Origin of the sequence: Streptomyces sp. NPDC057900, assembly GCF_042887885.1 — a bacterium.
GTDB lineage: Bacteria > Actinomycetota > Actinomycetes > Streptomycetales > Streptomycetaceae > Streptomyces.
The window spans coordinates 59,175-79,318 of sequence record NZ_JBHVOI010000019.1; the positions used below are offsets into that span (position 1 = coordinate 59,175).

The 20,144-nt window shown below is 69.7% G+C and carries 21 protein-coding genes; 8 read left to right on the forward strand and 13 right to left on the reverse strand.

Features of this window, described 5'->3' with window-relative positions; genetic code table 11:
• Positions 1-56 precede the first annotated feature (56 nt).
• A complete protein-coding gene (locus ACFVQ0_RS35740) occupies positions 57-2,726 on the reverse strand; it encodes an ATP/GTP-binding protein (RefSeq protein ID WP_390093360.1) in 2,670 nt (889 codons plus the stop codon).
• A gap of 204 nt (positions 2,727-2,930) precedes the next feature.
• On the opposite strand from ACFVQ0_RS35740, the gene ACFVQ0_RS35745 reads away from it, so the two are divergent.
• On the forward strand, positions 2,931-3,218 hold the full coding sequence (locus ACFVQ0_RS35745; RefSeq protein ID WP_390093361.1) for a hypothetical protein: 288 nt from the start codon (positions 2,931-2,933) through the stop codon (positions 3,216-3,218).
• Here ACFVQ0_RS35745 and ACFVQ0_RS35750 read toward each other — a convergent pair.
• Complete coding sequence (locus ACFVQ0_RS35750; protein ID WP_390093362.1) at positions 3,182-5,014, reverse strand: zeta toxin family protein; 1,833 nt, start codon at positions 5,012-5,014, stop codon at positions 3,182-3,184. The two genes, ACFVQ0_RS35745 and ACFVQ0_RS35750, sit on opposite strands and share 37 nt — an antisense overlap.
• A gap of 164 nt (positions 5,015-5,178) precedes the next feature.
• Here ACFVQ0_RS35750 and tap point away from each other — a divergent pair, with 164 nt between their 5' ends.
• Both tap and tpg (ACFVQ0_RS35760) read left to right on the forward strand, forming a co-directional pair.
• On the forward strand, positions 5,179-7,374 hold the full coding sequence (gene tap / locus ACFVQ0_RS35755; RefSeq protein ID WP_390093363.1) for a telomere-associated protein Tap: 2,196 nt from the start codon (positions 5,179-5,181) through the stop codon (positions 7,372-7,374).
• A 3-nt stretch (positions 7,375-7,377) separates the two neighbouring features.
• Positions 7,378-7,935 (forward strand): telomere-protecting terminal protein Tpg, encoded by a 558-nt coding sequence (tpg, locus tag ACFVQ0_RS35760; protein WP_390093364.1) that lies wholly within the window; start codon positions 7,378-7,380, stop codon positions 7,933-7,935.
• A 1,232-nt stretch (positions 7,936-9,167) separates the two neighbouring features.
• Here the strand turns inward: tpg (ACFVQ0_RS35760) and ACFVQ0_RS35765 are convergent.
• Positions 9,168-9,986 (reverse strand): hypothetical protein, encoded by an 819-nt coding sequence (locus tag ACFVQ0_RS35765; RefSeq protein ID WP_390093365.1) that lies wholly within the window; start codon positions 9,984-9,986, stop codon positions 9,168-9,170.
• 291 nt (positions 9,987-10,277) lie between these two features.
• On the opposite strand from ACFVQ0_RS35765, the gene tpg (ACFVQ0_RS35770) reads away from it, so the two are divergent.
• The 3 genes from tpg (ACFVQ0_RS35770) to ACFVQ0_RS35780 all read left to right on the forward strand — a co-directional run bounded on the left by tpg (ACFVQ0_RS35770) (position 10,278) and on the right by ACFVQ0_RS35780 (position 12,700).
• Positions 10,278-10,868, forward strand: a complete 591-nt coding sequence (gene tpg, locus ACFVQ0_RS35770) for a telomere-protecting terminal protein Tpg (protein WP_390093366.1) — start codon at positions 10,278-10,280, stop codon at positions 10,866-10,868.
• A 102-nt stretch (positions 10,869-10,970) separates the two neighbouring features.
• The gene (locus tag ACFVQ0_RS35775; RefSeq protein WP_390093367.1) at positions 10,971-11,741 is read left to right on the forward strand and encodes a hypothetical protein; all 771 of its coding nucleotides are present in this window, start codon (positions 10,971-10,973) and stop codon (positions 11,739-11,741) included.
• The gene (locus tag ACFVQ0_RS35780) at positions 11,738-12,700 is read left to right on the forward strand and encodes a hypothetical protein (protein ID WP_390093368.1); all 963 of its coding nucleotides are present in this window, start codon (positions 11,738-11,740) and stop codon (positions 12,698-12,700) included. Before ACFVQ0_RS35775 ends, ACFVQ0_RS35780 begins: the two co-directional genes overlap by 4 nt.
• Positions 12,701-12,902: 202 nt before the next feature.
• On the opposite strand, the gene ACFVQ0_RS35785 is transcribed toward ACFVQ0_RS35780, so the two are convergent.
• From ACFVQ0_RS35785 to ACFVQ0_RS35800, 4 genes are all read right to left on the reverse strand, one after another.
• Entirely contained in the window at positions 12,903-13,148 is a 246-nt protein-coding gene (locus ACFVQ0_RS35785; protein ID WP_390093369.1) for a hypothetical protein, read from the reverse strand.
• 161 nt (positions 13,149-13,309) lie between these two features.
• Positions 13,310-13,669, reverse strand: a complete 360-nt coding sequence (locus tag ACFVQ0_RS35790) for a hypothetical protein (RefSeq protein WP_390093370.1) — start codon at positions 13,667-13,669, stop codon at positions 13,310-13,312.
• Between the two features lie 187 nt (positions 13,670-13,856).
• Positions 13,857-14,504: an ankyrin repeat domain-containing protein gene (locus ACFVQ0_RS35795; protein WP_390093371.1), complete on the reverse strand. Its 648-nt coding sequence runs from the start codon at positions 14,502-14,504 to the stop codon at positions 13,857-13,859.
• A 442-nt stretch (positions 14,505-14,946) separates the two neighbouring features.
• Positions 14,947-15,354 carry a hypothetical protein gene (locus ACFVQ0_RS35800; RefSeq protein WP_390093372.1) on the reverse strand — a complete coding sequence of 136 codons (408 nt, stop codon included), beginning with the start codon at positions 15,352-15,354 and terminating at the stop codon, positions 14,947-14,949.
• 123 nt (positions 15,355-15,477) lie between these two features.
• Here ACFVQ0_RS35800 and ACFVQ0_RS35805 point away from each other — a divergent pair, with 123 nt between their 5' ends.
• A complete protein-coding gene (locus ACFVQ0_RS35805; RefSeq protein ID WP_390093373.1) occupies positions 15,478-15,708 on the forward strand; it encodes a hypothetical protein in 231 nt (76 codons plus the stop codon).
• Positions 15,698-15,955 (forward strand): hypothetical protein, encoded by a 258-nt coding sequence (locus ACFVQ0_RS35810; protein ID WP_390093374.1) that lies wholly within the window; start codon positions 15,698-15,700, stop codon positions 15,953-15,955. The genes ACFVQ0_RS35805 and ACFVQ0_RS35810 overlap by 11 nt, the downstream gene beginning before the upstream one ends.
• A gap of 191 nt (positions 15,956-16,146) precedes the next feature.
• Here the strand turns inward: ACFVQ0_RS35810 and ACFVQ0_RS35815 are convergent, their stop codons facing one another.
• The 6 genes from ACFVQ0_RS35815 to ACFVQ0_RS35840 form a co-directional block, all read right to left on the reverse strand.
• Entirely contained in the window at positions 16,147-16,533 is a 387-nt protein-coding gene (locus ACFVQ0_RS35815) for a hypothetical protein (protein ID WP_390093375.1), read from the reverse strand.
• Between the two features lie 42 nt (positions 16,534-16,575).
• A complete protein-coding gene (locus tag ACFVQ0_RS35820; protein ID WP_390093376.1) occupies positions 16,576-17,016 on the reverse strand; it encodes an ATPase in 441 nt (146 codons plus the stop codon).
• Positions 17,017-17,054: 38 nt separating this feature from the next.
• On the reverse strand, positions 17,055-17,402 hold the full coding sequence (locus ACFVQ0_RS35825) for a hypothetical protein (protein WP_390093377.1): 348 nt from the start codon (positions 17,400-17,402) through the stop codon (positions 17,055-17,057).
• Positions 17,403-17,511: 109 nt separating this feature from the next.
• A complete protein-coding gene (locus ACFVQ0_RS35830; RefSeq protein WP_390093378.1) occupies positions 17,512-17,994 on the reverse strand; it encodes a hypothetical protein in 483 nt (160 codons plus the stop codon).
• A 217-nt stretch (positions 17,995-18,211) separates the two neighbouring features.
• Positions 18,212-18,607, reverse strand: a complete 396-nt coding sequence (locus ACFVQ0_RS35835; protein WP_037664309.1) for a hypothetical protein — start codon at positions 18,605-18,607, stop codon at positions 18,212-18,214.
• Positions 18,601-19,218, reverse strand: a complete 618-nt coding sequence (locus tag ACFVQ0_RS35840) for a replication/maintenance protein RepL (protein ID WP_157854696.1) — start codon at positions 19,216-19,218, stop codon at positions 18,601-18,603. Before ACFVQ0_RS35840 ends, ACFVQ0_RS35835 begins: the two co-directional genes overlap by 7 nt.
• Between the last annotated feature and the right edge of the window lie 926 nt (positions 19,219-20,144).

Below are 20,144 nucleotides of genomic sequence, written 5' to 3' on the forward strand. Positions count from 1 at the left end.
CCACAGCGGCAGAAGACTTCGGCCCCTGCCCGGATCCGGGCAGGGGCCGACGCGTGCTATCGGGTGCTGTGCAGGTGCTCGCGTCGGTCGGAAACCAGGTTCAGCCAGTGTCGGCGAACGGATTGGGCGCTGCTGAGCCAGACCACGGGGGAAGGGCCGGGCAGCGGAAGATCGGCCATGTAGTGGGCGATGTCGACGTAGAAGCTGTGGTCATCGGCCCCTGTGAGCTCCCGCAGGCGGGTGATGACGGCTTGTACGTCGTCCGGCTCGTCCCGGACCGCGTGGTGGAAGGCGAGGGCGAGTTCGAGCGTGGCGCTGGTCGCGGTGATACCGGTGTCACGGATGCTGGCGCGCAGTGCGCGGGTGGCCGCGAGGTTTTCGGTGGTGCCGGCGTCGCGTACCAGGGCTGCGATCTGCACGGTGAGGCTGGTGGCCCGGAGGTCGAGCCCGGTCAGGAGCTGCTGGGCCAAGTGGATCTCATCGTCGGCGAGGGTGGGGTCGCTGAAGGCCAGGGTGAAAGCGCGCTGGGCCTGGCTGGTGGCGCGTTCGCCGGCGATGCCGTGCTGGTCGGCCTGGTCGCGGGCGGTTGCGTAGGAACCGGCCGCACGGTCGATGTCGCCGTGAGGCCACAAGACATCGCCCAGGACGCGGTGCTGGCGGCCGGCCCAGCCGAGGTTCTCGGCCGCGGCGCGGGCGGCGGGGAAGTCTCCGGCGAGGCGGGCCAGGTGGGCCAGACCGCGGCGGGCCGCAGGGGCGAGGCGGCCGCCCCCTTCCATCACGAGCTGCATCCCGTGCCGGGAGGCTTCGGTGCGTCCGAGGTCGCGTTGTGCCTTGGCCAGGTAGTAGATGCCCATCTCGTTAAGTTCGGCAGGCAGCAGCCCGGTGTGCACGAGTGCGGTGAGCCGGTCAGCGGTGCGTTCGCGGCTCTCGTGTTGGCGGCGGGCGAGCGCGCTGAGCAGTTCCACCAGGGCGTCAGCGGCCGTTTCCGGGGTGTTGGCCGACTCCTGCCCGGCCGCAGGGCTGAGGGGCTCCCATACGGAGTCGCTGACGTAGGCCCAGGCGGCGTCGGTGAGCCAGCCGAGGTCCAGGCGGAAGTCGCGGGCGAGAGCCAGCCCCTGGCGCAGGCACCCGATCAGGAGCATCCGGTCCGAGGCGGGGCTGGTGTCCCGCTGCTCGCCCAGTCCCGTGAAGGCGCGTGCGGCTGCCTGCTGCCAGTCCCGTGGTGACCAGCGGTCGTCGGTCTGGTCGTCCGCGGTGCGGATGGTGGAGCGGATCAGGGCATGAAGGTGGAACGGCCACAGGCCGAACTCGTTGTGCTGGACGAACGGGCGCTCGATCAGCCGTAGCGCGGGCGCTTCGTGGGTCATGCCCGCGGCCCGGGTCGCCAGAGGCAGGTCGAAGGAGTCCAGCAGCGCGACGGAGCGCAGGACATGGCGTTCTTCGGGGGTGAGGTCGGACAGGGTGCGGGCGATCAGGGCGGGGAAGTCGACGTCGAAATCAGCAGGCTGTGGCCGGCGGCCGGTACGGCGGATCTCCAGGAACCGCAGTACGGCAAGATCGAGGTAGAGCGGCAGGCCGTGGGAGCGGGCGGCGATCACGGTCCGCAGGTCCTCATCGATGAGAGGCTGCCCGCTTCGTGTGAGCCGTCGGGCGAGGTAGTCGGCGCAGTCCTCGGGGCTGAAGTCACCGATCAAGACCTGACGCGGCGGGCGCGCGGTGGCCGCGAGGCGTGGCTGGGGGATGTCGCGGTCGGCCAGGCCGGGCCATGCGGTTCGGCCGGTCCAGTCGAGCTGTCCCTGCAGCCCTTCGTCGGCCCACTGCAGCCGGGAGCGGCCGGTGATGACGAAGAACGCGTTCGGCATGAGCCAGACCACGCGCTGCAGGAGGCGCTCCAGGTCTCGGTGGGTGCGGTCGCCGGTGTCCTCGTACGTGTCCAGCAGGATTACCGGCACGACCCGTTTCTTGGCCGGGAGCTGGGCGAGCTCCCAGGCCAGCAGGTGTGGGTAGTAGGACAGGGCATCGATGTCGGGTTCGGCCTGCAGGAGGTCGGCCAGCCGCGTGCATCCGGCCAGGGCGCGTACGGACTGGCGGTGTTCGCGCAGCGCCCGTACGAGTGAGCCGGTCACTTCGCCGACGACGGATCCGACGGTGCCGGGCAGCAGCAGCGCCTGGGCGACGTCTGCGAGTACGGACTGCATCTGCTGGGGCAGCGCCTTCCCGGCACGGGCGGCGAGGCCACTGCGGCTCAGGTAATCCTCCAGCGGCTCGCCGGGGTGCTGGTGCTCCCAGTACCGGCGCAATGCGAGGTCGAAGGCCGGCAGAGGATGGCCCAGTTCGGCCAGGGCGAGCCGGAGGGTCAGGATGACGCGTTCGAAGTCGGTGCCCGCTGATCGTGCGAGGTCGATCCGGATCGGCAGAATCCGCCCGCCCGACCAGACAGGAGCGCCCCACTGGGATGGCCGGTGTTCGGCGCCGGTGAGCGCGGCCTCAAGTTTCCGCGACAGCGTGGATTTGCCGATGCCGCCGACCCCGTGGAAGACCAGCACGTTGGTGCGTGGGGCCTCGAAGTCCGTGACATCGAAAGCCGGGGCTGCGATGTGTTGCAGGTGCTCAGTGAGCGCGGCCGCGACCAGGCCCCACTGCGCCTGCCGGTTCGTGAACGCCTCCTCGGTGACGAGGTGCGGGTCGTTCGTACTGAACAGCGCCCGCAAATCCCGGCCTGCCATGCCACCCCCAGTAGTTGATCAATGGCCCAACCGGGTCTCCCGGCACGGGCCTTCGGGGACAGCATCTCCTGATCAGCGCCTCGGACACAGCACGGCTTCCCGCCCTTCGCGTGTGTGCCGACGTGGAGCTCCTGCCGTGAGCGGGGGATTGGGTAGGACAATGGCCATCTCCATTCAAGATCAACATCAGAGGTGGTCAGCACCGTGCCGGACCCGAACGAACAACCCCAGGACGTCGACTTCTCGCACCTGGAGGGTGGTGAGGATGAGCAGGCAGCAGGCATCGTGCGGGACATCGTGCTCTGGTACAACACCCAGCTCGCGTCCGAAAACCGTTCACCGGTCCCCGACGACGAGCGGATCGAGAAGCTGAAAGCCGAGCGTGAGGCCGCACTCGCCGATCAGGCACAGCTGGTGACCGCCGACACGCCGGAGGCGGCCCGGATTGCCGCGGTCTACGCGGCCCGGCTGAAGGAGCTCAACGAGTCGTAGGCCCGGCGATGCGGAACGGGCAGGGGCCAGACGGTCGGGTGCGGCCGGTCGATCCGGGCCGGCTGTGCCCGCAGCGGCATCAACGGGCGGGCGAGCGCCACCATCTCATCGAGCTCGGCGCGGTGCCGGGGCAGCGCCCGGCGCAGCGCATGGTGGAGCTGGAGGAACGATGCAGCCTCCTGCGCGGTGTACGGGCGCCCCCGTTCCGCGGCCAGGGCCCACGATGCCCGTCCCGCGCCGCCGCCGGCTTCGTGCCGCATCAGGGCTTGTCCGTCGCGCCGGATCACGGTGATGGCGGCGATCTGCGGATGGTGTTCGGCGACATCGACGACGTCGGTCAGCGCACGGAAGCACGTGCCGTGTCCAGCCCGTGTGGTGAATCGGGCGATGCCGCCGATCTGGAGGGAGCGGGCGTAGCGCAGAGCTGTTGCCTGCAGGCTGTCCGCCTCGCGGACGGCCAGGACCACGAGTTCGACCGGGTAGCCGCCAGCGGCGAACGGGAGCGCGCTGTTGAGGAATTCCGTCACGCTGCCGGGGGCGGCCTCGATGAGGATGTCGCCGCTGCGAGCCCGTACGTGAGCCTCGGCTTCGGCGAACCAGGCTCGGTAGTCAGCTCGGATCGCTGCGCCGGCGTTCCTGGGGTCGTCGCGCAGCAGCTGGTAATAGTCGGGGTGCGAGATTTTGAAGTCGTCACCCATCAGGTGCGTCGTTCCCTGGCGCATCGCCCGCCGGACCATCCTGGTGGCGAGCAGCTTGCCGGCGCCGGGCTGGCCCAGTACGTACACCGCCCGAGGATCCTCCCGGGCGACGATGCCGTTCAGGTACGACGGCGCGATCAGCTCGTCGAAGACCCACCGGTGTTCGGCGTTGGAGAGCCGGTGGTAGTCGACTCCGGGAGACTGCCGGCGGGGCTGGGCGATGCGTCGGACCGGTTCGGCGAGCGCCGCGGCCCGTCCGACGTCCCGGTGAACAGCCAGCCGCTCGTCCTCGGGCAGGTCTCGGTGCACGCGGACCTCGGCATGCGTGAGGTCACGGTGGAAGGCTGCCGTCTCCCGGGCGCTCCACGGCCGGCGCTGCTCGTGCAGCACGGCTCGGTCAGCTGCGGTCCGGCGCTGCCACGTGCCGCCCACGAGCTCGTTGTCGTACAGGACCGTGCCGTCGCGCCGGACCACGGTGATCCGGTCAGCCAGCAGCTCAGCCTCGACAGCCGACAGCGTTTTTGGTAGCCCCGCTGTGCAGGTGTCGAGGTTGTCCCACGCCACGTACCGGCCGCCCTCACCACTGGCTACCCCGGTCAGCAGCCGGTCCAGGGTTCCAAGCTGACTCCAGGCTTCCGCGGTCGCGACCACGACGATCTCGATCCGGTGCCCGGACTGCCGGTAGGCCGCAGACGAGGCCCGGAACTCCGAAAGAGAGGCAAGGGCGGACTCGACGACCGCGTCGAAACGGTTCGTACGAACATGCTCTTCTACCTGGGCCTGCCAGCGGCTGGTGTCCGGTCGAACGTTCACACCTGCGGTGCGGACATCGCTGGCCAGGAACCTGGCGTACTCGCGGTGAGCGGGCTTGTAGAGGTCGCGGCAAATCCTCACGGCACCACCCCGGCGGGCGAGCGCAGCCTCGATCAGATCCGAGGCCTGTGTCTTTCCAGCGCCGGGCTGACCACCCACGACGACGACTACTGGATGGGTCTGAGGGGGCACACCGCTCGCCCATTCCGGCAGGATCGTGCTCGTCAACACCTTGTTGCTTTCCTCGCGAGACAGCGTGACCGAAGAGTTCGCCTGCTCCCTCAACGTTCCCCCCTGGTGGTGACATCGGCGGTTCCTTGCCGCCCGGCAGGACGACTGTGATCTTCAGTCGAACCTATCACCGATGAGCGATCCATGAGTGATTCATGAGCGATTGAATACGCGAGTCGACGAGCGATCAGGTATGCTTTCTTCTGGAGGTGACTTCCGTGTCCACTGAGAACGAGCTGTTCAGCGCCGTCGATGCGCTGCTGGAGCAAGTCGCGCAGGACGACCTGCCGGACCCTGCGGAGCGCAAGCGTCTGCGGGAGGCGGCGGGCCTAAGCCAGGCCCAGATCGCCACGGCGCTGGACGCCCGCCGGGAAGCGGTCGGGAACTGGGAGGCCGGGCGGACCGAGCCACGGCCGCCGAAGCGCGCCGCGTACGCCCGGCTGCTGGAGGGCCTCGCCGCCCGCTACCCCGCCCAGGTCTCCGACGCGCCCGCCGCCCCGGCTCCGGCGGTCCCGGAGGCGTTCACCGGTCCGGCCCCGGAGCCGGTCGCGGCACCCGCCGCGGTGCCGTCCCGGCCGACGACCGAGGCGAGCAGCACCACCAGGCCGTCGACGTCGCGGCGCCCGGGTGCGAAGAAGGTGGTGGCGAAGAAGATCACGGCGGCCGCGACCGCCGACGTCGACCCGCGCTTCGAGAACGGGCCGCTCGCGGTCATCGACTGCGAGGACGGGCAAGTGTCGGCGTACTGCGTCGGCGGCCTGGTCCTGGACGTGCCCGCCAAGAGCATCCCGGCCCTGGCCGACTGGACGCTGAGCGAAGCTCGCCTCGGGCAAGGCCGCCTGCACCGCAACGGGCGCGACGCCGACCCGATCCTCGTCCTCACCGCGGCCGCGCTGGAACGCTTCGGCCTGCCCGCCGCCCTGTCGGAGGAGGAGCGACACGCGGGCCGCATCCCGGCCGGCCACAAGGTGGTCAAGCAGATCGAGCGCGCGGGCCTGCAGATGACCCAGCGGGGTTTCGGCCCGTGGGCCCGGCTCTACCGCGACCCCGAGGGCTCCAAGCGGCGCTGCGTCCAGCTGTGCATCCTGCCCTGGCACGCACTGGACGTCCGCGAGTGGGGGCGCAAGGACGACCCGGAGCTGCTGCTGACGATGCACCCGGCCGAGCTGGTCCAGTACCTCGGGCTGTACGCGGCCCGGGTGATGACGCCGCGCGGCTCCACCGCGACGACCGGCCTGGAGCTGATGACCGCGCTGCGCCCGCCGACCCGCGCGGCGAAGAACCCTGCGACCGGCGCGTTCGAGCGGGCGTACAACGACGACGCGCTCACCCAGCTCTACCCGGTGGTGCCGTGTGAGGTCCCCGACGAACACCCGGTCCTCAAGGGTCAGTTCGCCCGGCACCACCTGCGCACCCCGGGCCAGATGCTGATGGAGGAACCGTACGACTGGTGCCGGCCGCTGACCGATGAGGAGTGCGCCAACCCCTACCTGGTCGTCGTCGACCTCAACATGTCGTTCGCCGCAGCCGCGAACAGCCTCACAGTGGGGCTGAACGGGCCGACCCACCTGAAGAACAACCCGCATTTCGACCCGGCGCTGCCCGGCTCGTGGCTGGTCGACCTCTCCCACGTCGACCTGTCCCGCGCTCGGGTCAACGGCCGCACGGTCGACGGCTCCCGGCTCCCGAGCCCGTTCACGCCGAAGGGCGACACCCCCACCGGCCCGGCCTGGTACGCCACACCCACCATCGCCTACGCGGTGGAGCTCGGCTTCGACGTCGCCCCGATCGAGGCGTACGTCCGCACCCAGAACGGCCGCTACCTGGACTCCTGGTACAAGCGGCTGCGCGACGCGTACGTGGACACGATGGCCGACATGGGCGTTACCACCGACCTCCAGGGCCAGGAGTTCCTCAGTGCGATGGCCCGGCGCAAGGAGGCCGACCCGACGATGGCGCTGCTGGAGACCGCGATCAAGGCGACGGCGAAGGGCGCGATCGGCAAGCTGCGCCAGCGCAGCCGGGGCCAGGTGCCGTACTACGAGCCGTACCCGGCGCTGGAACGGGTGAACTGGCGCCCCGACATCCGGGCCGCCGTGCTCGCGAACCAGAGGGTCGGCCTGCATCGCAAGCTGATGAAGACAGCGGCCGCCGCCGACCTCTACCCGGTCGCGATCGGCACCGACGCCATCGTCTACCCCTCGCCCGGACCGTCCCCTCTGGACGTCCTGCCGCACACGCCCGAGGGCAAGCCGGCGCCGGGCACGTTCCGGCTCGGGGTCTCGCCCGGGATGGTCAAGCACCAGGGCACGCAGACCGTCCTGTGGGCGGAGCAGCAGTTCGAGGAGCGCGACGGCGTCTTCAACATCTCCAACCTCATCAAGACCGACCAGAGCGCAGGAGAAGGGGAGTAGGACATGGTCGACTCGCTCGGGGACAGCCTGGACCGCGCGCTGGAGGGGGCGTTCACCCGCCGCATCCCCCAGTCCGCTCAGGCGCAGATGAAGTACCTGGTCAAGCAGCTCACGGGCACCAAGGCCGCCGCCCAGGCGCTCGGGATCTCCCAGCGCACCGTGGAGCGGTACGTCTCGGGCAAGCTGAAGCGGCCCCGCCAGGACCTGCGCGGCCGCCTGGAGCGCGAGGTGAAGAAGCGGTGGCAGCCCCAGATCCGCGCGAAGGCGCGGAAGAAGGCGGCGTCCACGGGCGGGCTGGTCGTCTCCACCCGCGCCCGCTTCGGCTTCGAATCCGCCGGGGGCACGACCGACGACGCCCGGATCCGGGACATCACCCAGGCCCTGCCGCCGCAGTACGCCGACAAGCTGTTCAGTGCACGCGAGCAGGGCGCCACCGAGGACCAGCTCCGGCAGATCGCCGCGGACGGCCTCGCCCGGATGTACTTCCGCGCCAACAACACCCGCGCGCACGGCCTGGACGTGGAGTTCACCGACGTCGAACGGCTCGACATCGAGCTGTAGGCCACCCGCACACAGAACCGCCGCGTTCCCCGGTGTGACTGAGCGCTTCGGTTGGCGAGTGATCGCGTGAGTTGGCGACCGGCGCGTGCGGTGGTCCAACCGGTGATAGACGTGCAAGTCAAACGAGTTTCCCGCCGGGGTGATCTTCCTGCGGTGACGGATGAAAACAGGGCCTCTCGGTGGCTCAGAAGCCCAAACCGAACCCAGCAATTCCGGGAGGCCCTGTTGTCACAGATCTACGCACTCGCGCCCTCATCGCTGAACTCGGACGCCCAATCTTGAGATTGCCTCGCGTGCGGGAACGAGGTAAGTCGGTACTCCTCGGGTATGAGGAAAGCGGAACGGTAGACAGCCACGCTCACCGAATTCGAGTGCTTCTGGTACAAGCCGGTGTGGTGCTGAAGACGTGCTCAGGGGATCAGCAGCTGACCCAGGTGAGCCCCGCCACGTAGATCGGGTTGCCGGCAGGAGCCCTGACCTCCCGGTACTGGGTCGAGCCCTTGGGCCCCACCCCGGCGGAGTTCACCTTCCCGCCGGATATCAGCTGAGCTGTCAGCCTCGGACACCTGCCGTCTGCCTTGTCATCCGTCACGTCGGCCCACGCCCACGTCTTGCTGTCGCAGTATCGGATCCAGGCGTGCCCCTCGGCGAAGCTCGAATAGAACGCATCACCGCACACGGAGGCCGTGGAAGGCGCGCCTGCCGCTGCCGCTGAGCCGCTCAGTGCCGTAACAGCGAGGAGCGCAGCGCCCGTTAGTGACGCCCACCTTCTTTGCCGCATGGAAACCAGTCCCTTCGCCAGGTTGTCCGGCGGATTCACCGGATAATTCATCTTCCTGGCACATAGCCGCAGGAAAGGCCCGATGGCCAGAACTGGTGACCCGAAAGACCGGCAGCGCAATCTTGACAGCAACGAGCCTGCTCCCGCTGACGCGCAACCTTCAGAGGCACACAATGCGATCCCCACACTCAGTCAGAATCTTCCTGATCTTTGACTGCAAGGACGCCCACCCACCACACCGATACTCTGCTCAACTCGCCGCATGAAATGCTCAGTCACACCCGACATAGCAGCTGCCGGGGAACGCGGCGGTTCACACCCTACAAATGGCCTGCCACGACAGGCCCCACCCAGCCCAGACATCACGTAGGCCCAGCGGCGGCGCGGCCGCGGGTCGTCGGCAGCCCAGGGCCGAACGTCGCCCTCCAGCCGGGGCCGCTGTCTGGCTCTCCTACTCCTCGTCGTGGTTCTTCTGCTGACGTTTCGCCTGCTCTCTCCGCTCCTTGGCCTCACGCGCGTACGCCAGCGCCTCCCGGTGCTCATTTACGCTGCCGGGTTCGCTGACACGCCGTGCGATGTCCCCGGCCAGGCGGTCGGCGAACAGACGCACGGGCTTGTAACTGCTGCCCTCGGCAAATTCCAGCAGGTGCAGCAACGCCTCCAGCTCGCTCCTGCGCACGGGCACGTTGACAATGCCGTCATCACCAGAGGTGAGCGCCCTGACCATGCGGTCGTAATAGGCTCCGCAGCGCGCGTCTTCGAAGCGCAGCTCGTAGCTCGGGTTGCCGTATTCAATACGCTGGTACGTCCGCAGCCGGTCGCACAGGCCGGGAAGGTCCTGAAGGGGCTGACGGTAGAAGGGGCGGTCGCTGCTACCTGCGGCTTGCGGATCGAGCTGTACGGAGGAGAGGAAGGCCGCCACTCGCTCGGGATCGGGAATCAGGCCAGCGCCCAGCCAACGAGCCCCGTCATAGAAGGCCCCGCCCCCGCCCGCCGAGTCCTTGAGGATGGTCCACAAGCACCAGCCGGACGTCGCCGACCAGTGCAGGCCAGTCTCGGCGTTCGGAAGCCACCGGCGAGTGAAACTGCCGTTGAGCAGAATCCCGCCCTCCACATCATCGTGGTACTTACCTTGCTCCTCGTCGTCGTACCGGGCAAAAGTAGAGATCGAGCTAACGGGCGTTCCCTCGGCGAGCAGCTTCTCGGCGACAGCGGTCATGTAGTGGCCGATGACGTTCTGTAGCGCGGCGACCAGTGCGGTCTCTGCCATGCGATCTTCCCTCCCTCGCGGGCCGTCGGCGAGCTCACCCCTGCCTCAGCAGAAGGCGTCGCCGGTCAGCCGACACTGTGACAGCCCCCTTTGTAGCGGTGCCGGACACCTACCCGGGTACTTTCCAGCCGCACAGCACACAACGGCTGACCGCAGCATCGCTTCCGGACTCGTCATGCATAGAGCCGGGAAGGGCTTAAGCTCCGTCGCCCATTCATTCCGTCAGCAGGTGCGCGCCCTTCGGGACGTGGCTGATCTCTGTCCACAGGCCCGGCCGGGCGGAATGATCACATGACTGATGACGACGTGACGCGCGCGGCCCGGACCCGCGCCAAGATCCTGGACGGCCTCGCCCGCGCGGAGCGGGCCCTGTTCACCCGCCCCGCACCGAAATCCGCGCGAGCGCAGATGAAATTCCTTCGCACGCGGGAAAGGGGCTCCACCAAGTCCCTGGCCGAGCGGCTGGGCGTCTCCCGCAAGACGGTGCAGCGCTACCTCTCGGGAGCCTCCACCAAGCCCAACAAGCGCCTCCAAGCCGCGCTGGTGGAAGAGACCGAGTCGGAGTGGCAACCGCAGGTCAGGGCGCAGGCCAGGCAGCGCGCGGCGTCCACGGGCGGGCTGATTATCTCGTGTCGGGCGTACTTCGGCCTCGGTCCGGAGGGCACCTCGGACGCGGGTCGCGTACGGGACATCACGGTCGCCGTCAGCCCCTCCCACGCCGCCGCCATCATCGCCGCACAGGAGGAGAGTGCGACGGAGAGCGATCTGCACGACGCGGTCGCTGAGGCCATCGCGGACGCCTATTTCCGTCAAGGCGGTGGCGGCCGTGCGGGCCTGGAGGTGAAATTCGCAGACGTGGAACGGTTGGACATCACGTTTTAGCAGCGCGTAATTCCGGGGTGCGGTAGACCTGTGGGACCGGCCCGCCCATCCGCATTACCGGCCGGGCCCTCATTTCCGTTTCCGACCTGAAAGCGAGTCCCGATGACCACGTACGACGGGTGGCGGCCGCGCCGTGTCCCCGAGGCCCGCGGCCGCGCCGACGCCCCGCGCGCGCCGATCGACTACGCGAAGATCGGCCGGTCCTCGGTACGGCGCCGCGCGCGGGGCATGACGCACGGCGAGGCGGTGGCCGGGCTCGAAGCAGCGGAACAGCAGGCGCACCTGGACCGCCGCGACGAATCCGCCTTCGACGACGGCGGCCGCCGTGCTGCGGAGCTCGCGGAGTGGCAGCGCGTCGTGCAGCTGCTCGCCGCGACCGGCGGCCCGTACGACCCGGACGCCGACGTCGTCGTCCAGGAGGAGCTCGCCGAAGACCGCCGCCGCGAGGAAGCCGAGCAGCAGCGCCGCCAGGAGCAGCAGCAGCTCGCCGACCGGGCCGAAGAACTCGCCCGGCTGGGCGGGGCCGGCCGACTTGATCGCAGCGTCCCGAGCCGGGCCGGGGACGAAGCCGCCCGCGACCTCCTGGAGGAGAACCGCGACTACCGTGCCGCGGAGGTCGACGCCTGGCTCGCCCGCTCCCTCGCCGACCAGTCCGGCCACTACGCCGACCCGGCCGCCCGCACGGCCGCCGTCGGCTCGCTGTCCGTTCCGGTGCGCGCCCACGCCGCGCTGCTCGCCGCTCTCGCCCGCACCGGCTCGGTCGACGGCGACCTCGAGTTCGCCGGGCGCCTCGCCCAGGCCGACCCGGCCGCCACGACCGCGCTCGCCGCGTGGCTGGAGACCGCGGCCGCGGTGAAGGGCGGCACGGCGTGAGCGCGGCGGACGAGGTGGTGGTGGCTACCTGGAGCGAGCACAGCGAGATCGGCCACCACTACGAGGACCTGCTCGCCGACGGCTCGGTCATCGCCTGGACCGAGCCGCCCTTCGGCGAGAGCCTCTACCCCGGCGACGACGACCCCGACTACAACCCGATCTGCGAAAGCCGGCGGCTGCCGAAGCAGTGGGCGAGGGCTGCGGCGGGTGCGTCGTCTGCGGGCAGTGCCGTGAACCCCACGTCTGGCCGCCGCTCTCGAACTGATCACCGGCACCCGTGCCCGGGACCACGGCCGTCCCGGGCACGGCATAGTGCCGGGGTGACCATGACACCGGACCTGGACCTCCCCACCCGTCGGCGCCGCAACGCTCGGCTGATCGCCGCCCTGACCCAGCTGATCGGCGCCTGCGCCGAAGCGGCGGGCACGGTCTACCAGCCGATCGCCGCCGCCCCGCCCGGCCAGGAGGGCGTGGAGGTGGACCTCCTGCCGTGCCTTCAGGTCAGCCTCAGCGCCGCCCCACTGCTGGACATGGCCCGAGCCGAGGACGACGCCCGGTGGCCGGCCGCCGTGGCGCGGGAGCGGGCGGCGGCCGGGCGAACCTTCGCCGCGCGGTGCGCCTTGGCGGCGGCCGGGGAGGTCTTCGAGCCGGACGGCCCGCTCGGCCCGCACGGGCAGGCCGCGGCCATGGAGCTGGCGAGTGCCGGTGAGGACGTCGCCGCTCGCTGGCGGCACGATCCGCAGGAGGCCGTCGCCTTGGTCCAAGAGCTGGTGGCCAGCGGCGAGTTCACCGAGGACGAGGTTCTGGACGACGCGGTCGACTCCGCAGTGCTGATCGGTCTCCTGACGTTGCAGGAGGTGCGCACCGCGTCCGACACGAGCGCGGCCGCGGAACTCTGCCTGCACGCGGTCCCCCACATCGCGCTCGCGGTCACCCTCGCCAGCGTCGACCTGGACTGACCCGGTGTCCCGTGCCATCGAACCTGGACCGTTTGCTGTCCCTTCTCAGATGATCTGGTCCGAGGCTGGGCCTGTGACCTGGGACGACCAGATCAGTTGAGACGGCTGAGTGCCAGAAATCTCAGTTGATCTGGTCCGCAGAGCACGAATGGCGTGTGTCGTCTCAGTTGATCTGGTCCGTCTCTACTGTTTTGACCGGGTGCTATGCCTGGGTGGCCAGCCAGGAGTGGTAGGTCCTGAAGATCGTGGAGAGTCCGTCCGCCTGCTCTCTTGCGAGGAAGAACTCGCTCAGGAGCTGGTGGAGGGTGATCACGGTCTCGGTGTCGGCCTGGGGCGTGAGTGGGTGGATCCAGCCGCCGGGGGCGAGATGACGGACGAGAGCAGGCCATGAGAGGTCGTTACCTCGGTTGAGCCGGAGCACGAGCCATTCCCGGAACCCGGTGAGCAAGCCCCATGAGGTTCCTGCGTCCAGTCCCAGGATGAAGGCGGTGGTCGTGGCGAAGGAGCCGTCGAGGCCGTGCTTGGCGGGTTCCCTACGAACGGCAGTCAGGAGAGCTCGGTGGTGCTGGAACGTGCTGGCTCGGAAGGTGTGCTGGGCCCAATCCGACGTTAGGGTCGGAGCTGCCGGGACTGCGGGTCGAAGCAGTTGAGACCCATCGACGAAGCAATCCCCGCCGCAAAGGCAGATGCTTCCTCGGCCATGGTCCAGCGCATGGGGAAGTAGATCAGCGGACCGCGGGCCTCTCCGATCAGCGGACTGGTTGACCACGGCGAGGTGTCGTCATCGTCTTCAGCGAGATCCGGCCACCGTTCCAGAAGCGCGGCCACGAAGGCCGCTACTCGCTCGACCGGAGGAACCGCGGGCCCCTCCGTGTCGATGTACCGGTCGTACAGATCGGTGAAGCACCGGGCGGCAGAGGCGTCATCCGCCGGCCGCTCGCCCTCCCACACAGCAAGGTCATAGCTCATGGGCGCAGCCTGCCACCCCTCACCGACAGCAGCAGTGGACCAGATCATCTGAGACGACGAGCGAATCGGACCAGATCAACTGAGACAGGGACCAGATCGCCTGAGACGGGACATTTGCCACTGAAGTTGGACGACCAGTGGTTCTGTGACAGCGAAGTTGGGCCGTGCTGGTGCCCCTGAGCGATCGCTACGCCGGATTCCCGGCTTCCGTCCCGGTCTCTTGGTCCGTGCCGGACGCGACATCCACAGCAAGGAGGGCGAGAGCGATGCGTTCGGTCTTCCGCCGACGCTCCGGATGACGTCCGAGATGCTCACGTGCGGCGGCCAGGGTCTCGGCCGAGGGGATGGCACTTCGGCCGAGCAGGCGGTGCACCATCTCTTCCTGCCTGAATCCGACCGCCCAGTCAAGGGCGGTCTTGTGCTTCATCACCGCGTTGATTTCCACCCCTCGGTCCAGCAGAAGGTCCACCGTTTCCGGGTGCCCCTCGTCGCCGGTCGTGGCTGCCAGCACCAGCGGTACGTAGCCCAGCCGGCCCTGGGCTCCGGTACGGGCACCGGCATCAAGAAGAACCCCGACAACCGCCGTGTGCCCCTGGCTCGCCGCCAGACATAGCGGCGTCGACTCCTGGTACTCACCCGCCTGCTGCTCCAGATCGGCACCCGCTCCGACGAGTCGGCGGACAACATCGGCATGCCCCTGCTCCACCGCCCGGTCCAGCGCCGTACGCCCATCACAGTTCGGCGCGTCCACCACGGCACCCTGCCCTAGCAGCCGGGCTACCTCGATCACGTCGCCGTCGCCCGCCGACAGCACCAGTTGATCCGCGATGTCCATACCTCAATCATTCCGGGCCTCCGGGCCGGGGGACAACGGGGTCGCCCAACAGTCCGATTCACCCGCCATCGAGGCGGAGCCTCGAACAGCGGATCCCGGTCCGGTCCAACTTCGCTGTCACAAACCCACCGGTCGTCCAACTTCAGTGGCAAACGATCCAGGTTCGATGGCACGGGACACCCGGGCCGCCGGGCGGGCGGACACCCGGGTGCCGTACCCGCCTGTCACGCTCACCGAAGGTGACAATCGGTTGTCACGCCCCCTGTCACGTCGGTTGTCACGTTGCCGGAAGACCGCGTGACAGCCCCCGCCCGAAAGCCCATCAATTAGGTCATTCCAGCATGGAAACAGCCTGGAAACCCCGCTCCGGGCTGTTTCAGCGTGACAGGCGCGACAGCGTGACAACCCCTCCGGGGGTGATCACGCTCCGTGCGGGGGTGAGTCAGGGGATCTGCCGGACCGAGGCGTCGTGGTGGCTGGTGGAGACGGGCATATCCACCGGGTGGAGCCAGCGCAGCGGCACGGTCAGGGTGCCGATCCGGGGCAGTTCGACGGGCTCGCCCTCGGCGTCCAGGAGCATCCCGGAGACCTGGTAGCCGCCCCCTGGCGGGAGGCCGGTCTCCTGCGCCTGGTCCTCGGTGAGGTGCACCGTGACCCGGGTGCTCGCCCTCATCACCAGGCCGTGCGCGGTCCGGGCGGCGGTGTCCACGTCGACCACGGACAGCGGGAAGTACGTCCCGCGCAGCCAGCTCAGCGGCCACCAGGAGTCGCCCATCGTCTCCGGCCGGTACCGGCGATACGGCACCTCGCAGCGGTAGGTCTCGCCCACCCGGACGTCCTTGGTGCGCATACCTCCAGGGTCCTCCCCGCCGGGCGCCGCCGCCCGCCGCCGGGTTTCGTCCGTACCGTCCCGGAGCGCCCCGCCCCGGCGCTACCGTGAACAGACACGCCAGCAACCGCCCAGGAGCCCCGGATGAGCCAGCAGCCGGCCCCCGCGCCCGCCCGCCAGCCCCTCGATGAGCACGCCGCCGAATCGGTCCGCGCCTACGCGGCCGACCAGCGGGCCCGGGTCGACGTCCTCGCCTCTGTCTTGGAGGACATCGCCGCCAACGGCTACCCGGCCGCAGAGTCCGGCGTGCCGTGGGAAACCGTCCGCGACGCCCACCTCGCCCGCCTCGCGGACGAGCAGCCCCGTGTCGCCTGAGCACGACGCGCGCCGCTCCCAGGTCGTCATGGTGGAGCCCGCGCTCACCCAGCTCGCCAAGCTCACCGCGCACGAGACGCACCGCCTGGACCGCGCGATCGTCGCCATCAGCGTCAACCCGGAGCTGGGCACCGAGGTGCCCAGCACCCTGCTGCGCGACTACGCGGACGAGGTCGACGGAGTCCGGGTGATCTACTACGTCACCGCCCTGCGGACCATCACGATCGTGGCGTACGTCGAGGCCTGAGCAGCACATGCAGCAGCGCCCCGGACCACGACGGTCCGGGGCGCTGCTGCGTCTGCTGCACGTCGGGCGGCGGGGTGCTGCACGGCGAGCCGGCGGCCGGGCGGCACACGGGTGCTGCTCGTGCAGCAGGGCCGGTGCAGCGGGGCAGCACAGCCGCGCAGCACCCGGTCCGTGGGCCTGCTGCACGGCGGTCAGTCGCCGTCGGTGGCCCACCGCTCCATCTCGGTCGGCTGCTTCTTCAGCAGGGTGTCGCGGCGGGACTGCGCGGTGGCCCGGGTGACGCTCATGGAACTCGCCAGCTCGCCGTACGAGCCGCCCCGGGCGGCGTGCTGCCGCACGGCGGCGTCCCGGATGCCCTCCAGCCGGTTCATCAGCCCGTCGGACATCAGCACGGTGGTCGCGAGGTCCTCGGTGCTCGCCCCGCCGGCGCGCAGCTGCGCCAGGCCGTACAGGACGGCACCGAGCCGCATGGCGAGCTGCCCGACGTCGTCGCCCAGGGCCTGGGCGTCGGCGAGAGACAGCGGGATCGTGAGGTCGGGGGCGGGGACGGGATCGGTGTGCTCAGGCTCGGTGGTCACCGGGCTCTCCTCCTGGTGGTGCGGGGCGGGGCGGGGCGGGGTTCAGCGGTCGACGACGTCCTTGGCGAGGTCGCGGTGGTGGACGTCGACGGCCAGGCCGCGGTCCTTGTACCGGTCGGCCAGGTCGACGACCTGGTACGCGGCGGCGGTCTCGGTGTCGCCGGACAGGGCGGCGGCGAGCGCGTCGGCCACCGTCGCGGAGCGGTGCCGGCCGCCCGCGCAGCCGACCGCGACGGTCAGCGGCTCGTCCTGGCGCGGCCCGGCGAGGTAGGCGTCCACGGTGGCGGCGATGGCGTACACGAGCGCCAGGACGCCATCGGTGGCCATCACCGCCTCGCGCACGGGGGCGTCCCGGGCGGTGAGGTAGCGCAGCTCCGGACGCAGGTGGGGGTCGCGGAACTGGTGGCGCAGGTCGTAGCAGGCGCGGGCGTCCGGCTGCGGGCCGTGCAGGTAGCCGAACGAGGTGATGGCCACGGTGAGCATCGCGGGCGCTCCTGGGGGCGGTGAGGGGCGGGAGGGTGTCAGAGCCACTGGAAGGCGCGCCGGACGTCGCCCGCGGCCCCGGCGAGGTTGTCGGCGTGCAGCCGCACGTCGAAGTCGTACGGGTCGTCGGCCGCGTCCATCACGCGCTCGGAGGCGGCGTCGAAGACCCCGGCGAACGCCTCGTGGACACCGGCGGCCTTGAGCGCCTGGACGATGTCGTCGTGGTCGGCGCCGCCGCGCCGGACGGCGTCGGCGAGCAGGTTGAGCGCGGCGGCCGAGGCCGGGGCGAGCACGGCCAGGTCCTCACCGACGCAGGTGGTGCCGGTCCGTTCGATCCCCGTCTCGATGGTGCCGATCCGGGCGAGGGACGTCGACTGCTGCTCCATGAGGACTCCGATCAGGTGCGCGGTGGGCGGGGGAAGGTGGCGGTGGAGTGCGTACCGGAGAGCGATGACATTCGGGGCCGGCCTCCCGGCGAGCACGGCGGTGGAGCGGTCAGTCGTGCTGGGCGAGATAGCGGGCGGCGGTGTCCACGAACTGGTCGTGGGCGACCATCGCGGCCTCCCGCGCCGCGGTGAGCTCCTCGGTGCTGCCGAAGTGGTCTCGGATCGCGTACGTCAGCGTGATCATGTGGTCGGCGGCGGTGCGCACGGCCGCGTCCGTGATCAGCACGCGCATCGCGACCAGCGGCCGGGTGACCTGCGAGCGGGTCTGGTGGCTCTCCCGGCGCAGCGACTGGATCAGTTCGGCGCCGGAGCCCTTGAGGACGGCGTCGCCGCGCATCCACATCGTGCGGCGGTGGTCGCTGGCGGCGCAGGCCAGCGCGGTGACGGCCTCCAGGCGGTCCCGCCGGATCGTCTCGCCGTGGTTCACGCGGACGGACCGTTCGGCGGCCCGCTCCTGGAAGCGGCCGCTGATGAGCGAGCCGAGCAGCGTGCCGACGACGGCGATGGCGGCGGTGACGAGGGCGAGTAACACGGTGGGTCCTCCCGAAAGTGTATGAACTTCAATACACTGTATGGAATTTCATACACTCAGGGAAGGGGCCCGCTCATGTTTCTTTTCGCGGGCTTCCGACCTGCGCGTTTCCCGCCCCCAGGAACCGTGTGCACCGATCCGACACACCCCGCCCGCAACGCGAAGCGGCGCCGCACCCCTCGGGAGGATGCGGCGCCGCTGACTTCGGGCTGCCCGGCTACGCGGTCCGGCGGGTGGGCACGGCCGTGAGGTGACGCTGCGGGGCGGGGACGCAGGGCTCGGCGAGTTCGCCGGCGCGGATCGCCTCGATCGCGTCGCGCAGCGCCTCTTCCATCTCCTCGACGGTCTCGTACCCGGCGAAGTACGGGTGGATGAAGTAGCTGCGGTAGCGGCCCTCGGGCCGCAGGACGATGTTCCGCTCGACCAACTGGTTCATCGCGATGGACGTGCGGTTCTTGCTGAGGCCCACACGCGCCCGCAATTCGGCCTGTGAGGCGTTCACCTCGCCGCCGGGGCGCTGGACCTCGGTCATCGCGCTCAGGAGGTCGTAGTTGGCCTTGGAGAGCTCCAGGCGGTGCAGCTGCGCGTACCCGAGGTGAGCTTGGATCAGCATGCCTGCTCCTCCACATCGTTGTCGCCGAACGCCAGCTGCCGCGTACGCGGGGCCGGCGCGGCCGGGGCCGTGAACTCCGGGAAGCGCTCGCTCGCCGCCTTCTCCAGCGCCATCACATCTTCCCGCATCTCCGGGAAGTGCTTCCGGAGCGCGGCCCTGGCGTCCTGGCGCAGCTGCTCCAGGGCCTCTTCCTGGAGGTCGCCGTTGCCCTTGAAGCAGATCAGCGGGTTGACCACGATCACCGAGTTGGCCCGGCGCTGGAGCATGTGCCAGTTCTCCAAGCTGCCCAGCGCCCGGGTGACGTTCGCACGCTCGACTCCGAGGTGCTTGGCGACCTTGACATGGGTGATCTTCAGGCGGCCCTCGACCTGGCGGCCCATGCAGAACAGCAGGACCGCCGACTGGACCGGCGACATCCCGTACCGGGCGATCAGCACGGCCAGGACGTCGGCGAGGAAGGCGTTGCTGACCATGCTGAAGCCGCGGGAGCCCCACGCGTCGTGCGGGGCTCGGTACGTGTAGTCGACCTTTGCCGACCGCACCGGCCGACCGGCCTTCGGCGGCGTACGGTCCAGGGCCTTAGCAAAGCTGTCCGCCAGCGGCGACGTCACGGGCTCACCGCGCTCCACCGACCGCCGGCCTCTGCTGGTGGAGCGACTCGCGTCCCCGGGCACCCTGGCTCCTGCTGCTCGATCTCGTGTGGTCCCCGTGACCCTAGCCGAGATTGTCCCCGTCCAGAGGGACCTTTGTCCCTGTCGGCGTGGCCCCATGGTGTCGACGCCGACACACCACCTTCGACGCGGTGACGATGGAATGTGGCTCTGAGCAGGCAGAACGGATTTTGTACCTCTCTGCAGGGCCAAATGCGGTGCTGCTGTGTCGGAGGAGGCACAAAACCGCAGGTCGATGTGTCAGGGCCAACACATCGCCTCTCACAAAACCGCAGGTCAGACCATGTTTCCGCGCGGTGCCCTTTTATCAGTAAGACGCGCGCGAGGCGAGCCACCGCGGATCCGTGTGCCCCGGCGAGCACCCGCGCCGGGGGTCGACCACACGCCAGCGACGGCACCCCTCACCAGTACCCCGCCGCGCGCATCCCTCATCACCACCGGCAGCCGAACGCCACCCGGACCATTTCGGCTAATCACTCGCGCACGCACCCATTCACCTTTCCCAGCATTTCTCCGACCGTTATTTAGCCCAGCATTCAGCAATCCCGCGCGCATTCTCTCTAATCACCTGGGGTATATTCGAAGCATTCCGCGAACGCCCTTTCTGCTGGTCAGGGGTGGCCGGGCACCATTCCAGTCTTAAGCTAGTCTCTATCTTTGAAGCACGCGCCCCCAGTCCCAATCCGCCCCCTCCCATCTGCGTTCGACGCCTCACCCGTCCCGACTGCCCGTCACACCCCTCCTCTTACTGCTGCTTGTGGCGTGAGCCCTGGTGGGTGGGCCGCGCGCAGCGTGGCACGCCTTGCCCGCAGGGGAGTTGGGGGCGCATCCGGGGTGGCTGGAGCGCAGCGGAGGACACGGGTCGG

Excerpts from the sequence above, each read along its gene's own strand:
- ACFVQ0_RS35740 (WP_390093360.1), bottom strand. The coding sequence starts at position 2,726 with ATGGCAGGCCGGGATTTGCGGGCGCTGTTCAGTACGAACGACCCGCAC.
- tpg (WP_390093364.1), top strand. The coding sequence starts at position 7,378 with ATGGTCGACTCGCTCGGGGACAGCCTGGACCGCGCGCTGGAGGGGGCG.
- ACFVQ0_RS35765 (WP_390093365.1), bottom strand. The coding sequence starts at position 9,986 with ATGGCAGAGACCGCACTGGTCGCCGCGCTACAGAACGTCATCGGCCAC.
- tpg (WP_390093366.1), top strand. The coding sequence starts at position 10,278 with ATGACTGATGACGACGTGACGCGCGCGGCCCGGACCCGCGCCAAGATC.
- ACFVQ0_RS35775 (WP_390093367.1), top strand. The coding sequence starts at position 10,971 with ATGACCACGTACGACGGGTGGCGGCCGCGCCGTGTCCCCGAGGCCCGC.
- ACFVQ0_RS35790 (WP_390093370.1), bottom strand. The coding sequence starts at position 13,669 with ATGAGCTATGACCTTGCTGTGTGGGAGGGCGAGCGGCCGGCGGATGAC.
- ACFVQ0_RS35795 (WP_390093371.1), bottom strand. The coding sequence starts at position 14,504 with ATGGACATCGCGGATCAACTGGTGCTGTCGGCGGGCGACGGCGACGTG.
- ACFVQ0_RS35800 (WP_390093372.1), bottom strand. The coding sequence starts at position 15,354 with ATGCGCACCAAGGACGTCCGGGTGGGCGAGACCTACCGCTGCGAGGTG.
- ACFVQ0_RS35805 (WP_390093373.1), top strand. The coding sequence starts at position 15,478 with ATGAGCCAGCAGCCGGCCCCCGCGCCCGCCCGCCAGCCCCTCGATGAG.
- ACFVQ0_RS35820 (WP_390093376.1), bottom strand. The coding sequence starts at position 17,016 with ATGCTCACCGTGGCCATCACCTCGTTCGGCTACCTGCACGGCCCGCAG.
- ACFVQ0_RS35825 (WP_390093377.1), bottom strand. The coding sequence starts at position 17,402 with ATGGAGCAGCAGTCGACGTCCCTCGCCCGGATCGGCACCATCGAGACG.
- ACFVQ0_RS35835 (WP_037664309.1), bottom strand. The coding sequence starts at position 18,607 with ATGCTGATCCAAGCTCACCTCGGGTACGCGCAGCTGCACCGCCTGGAG.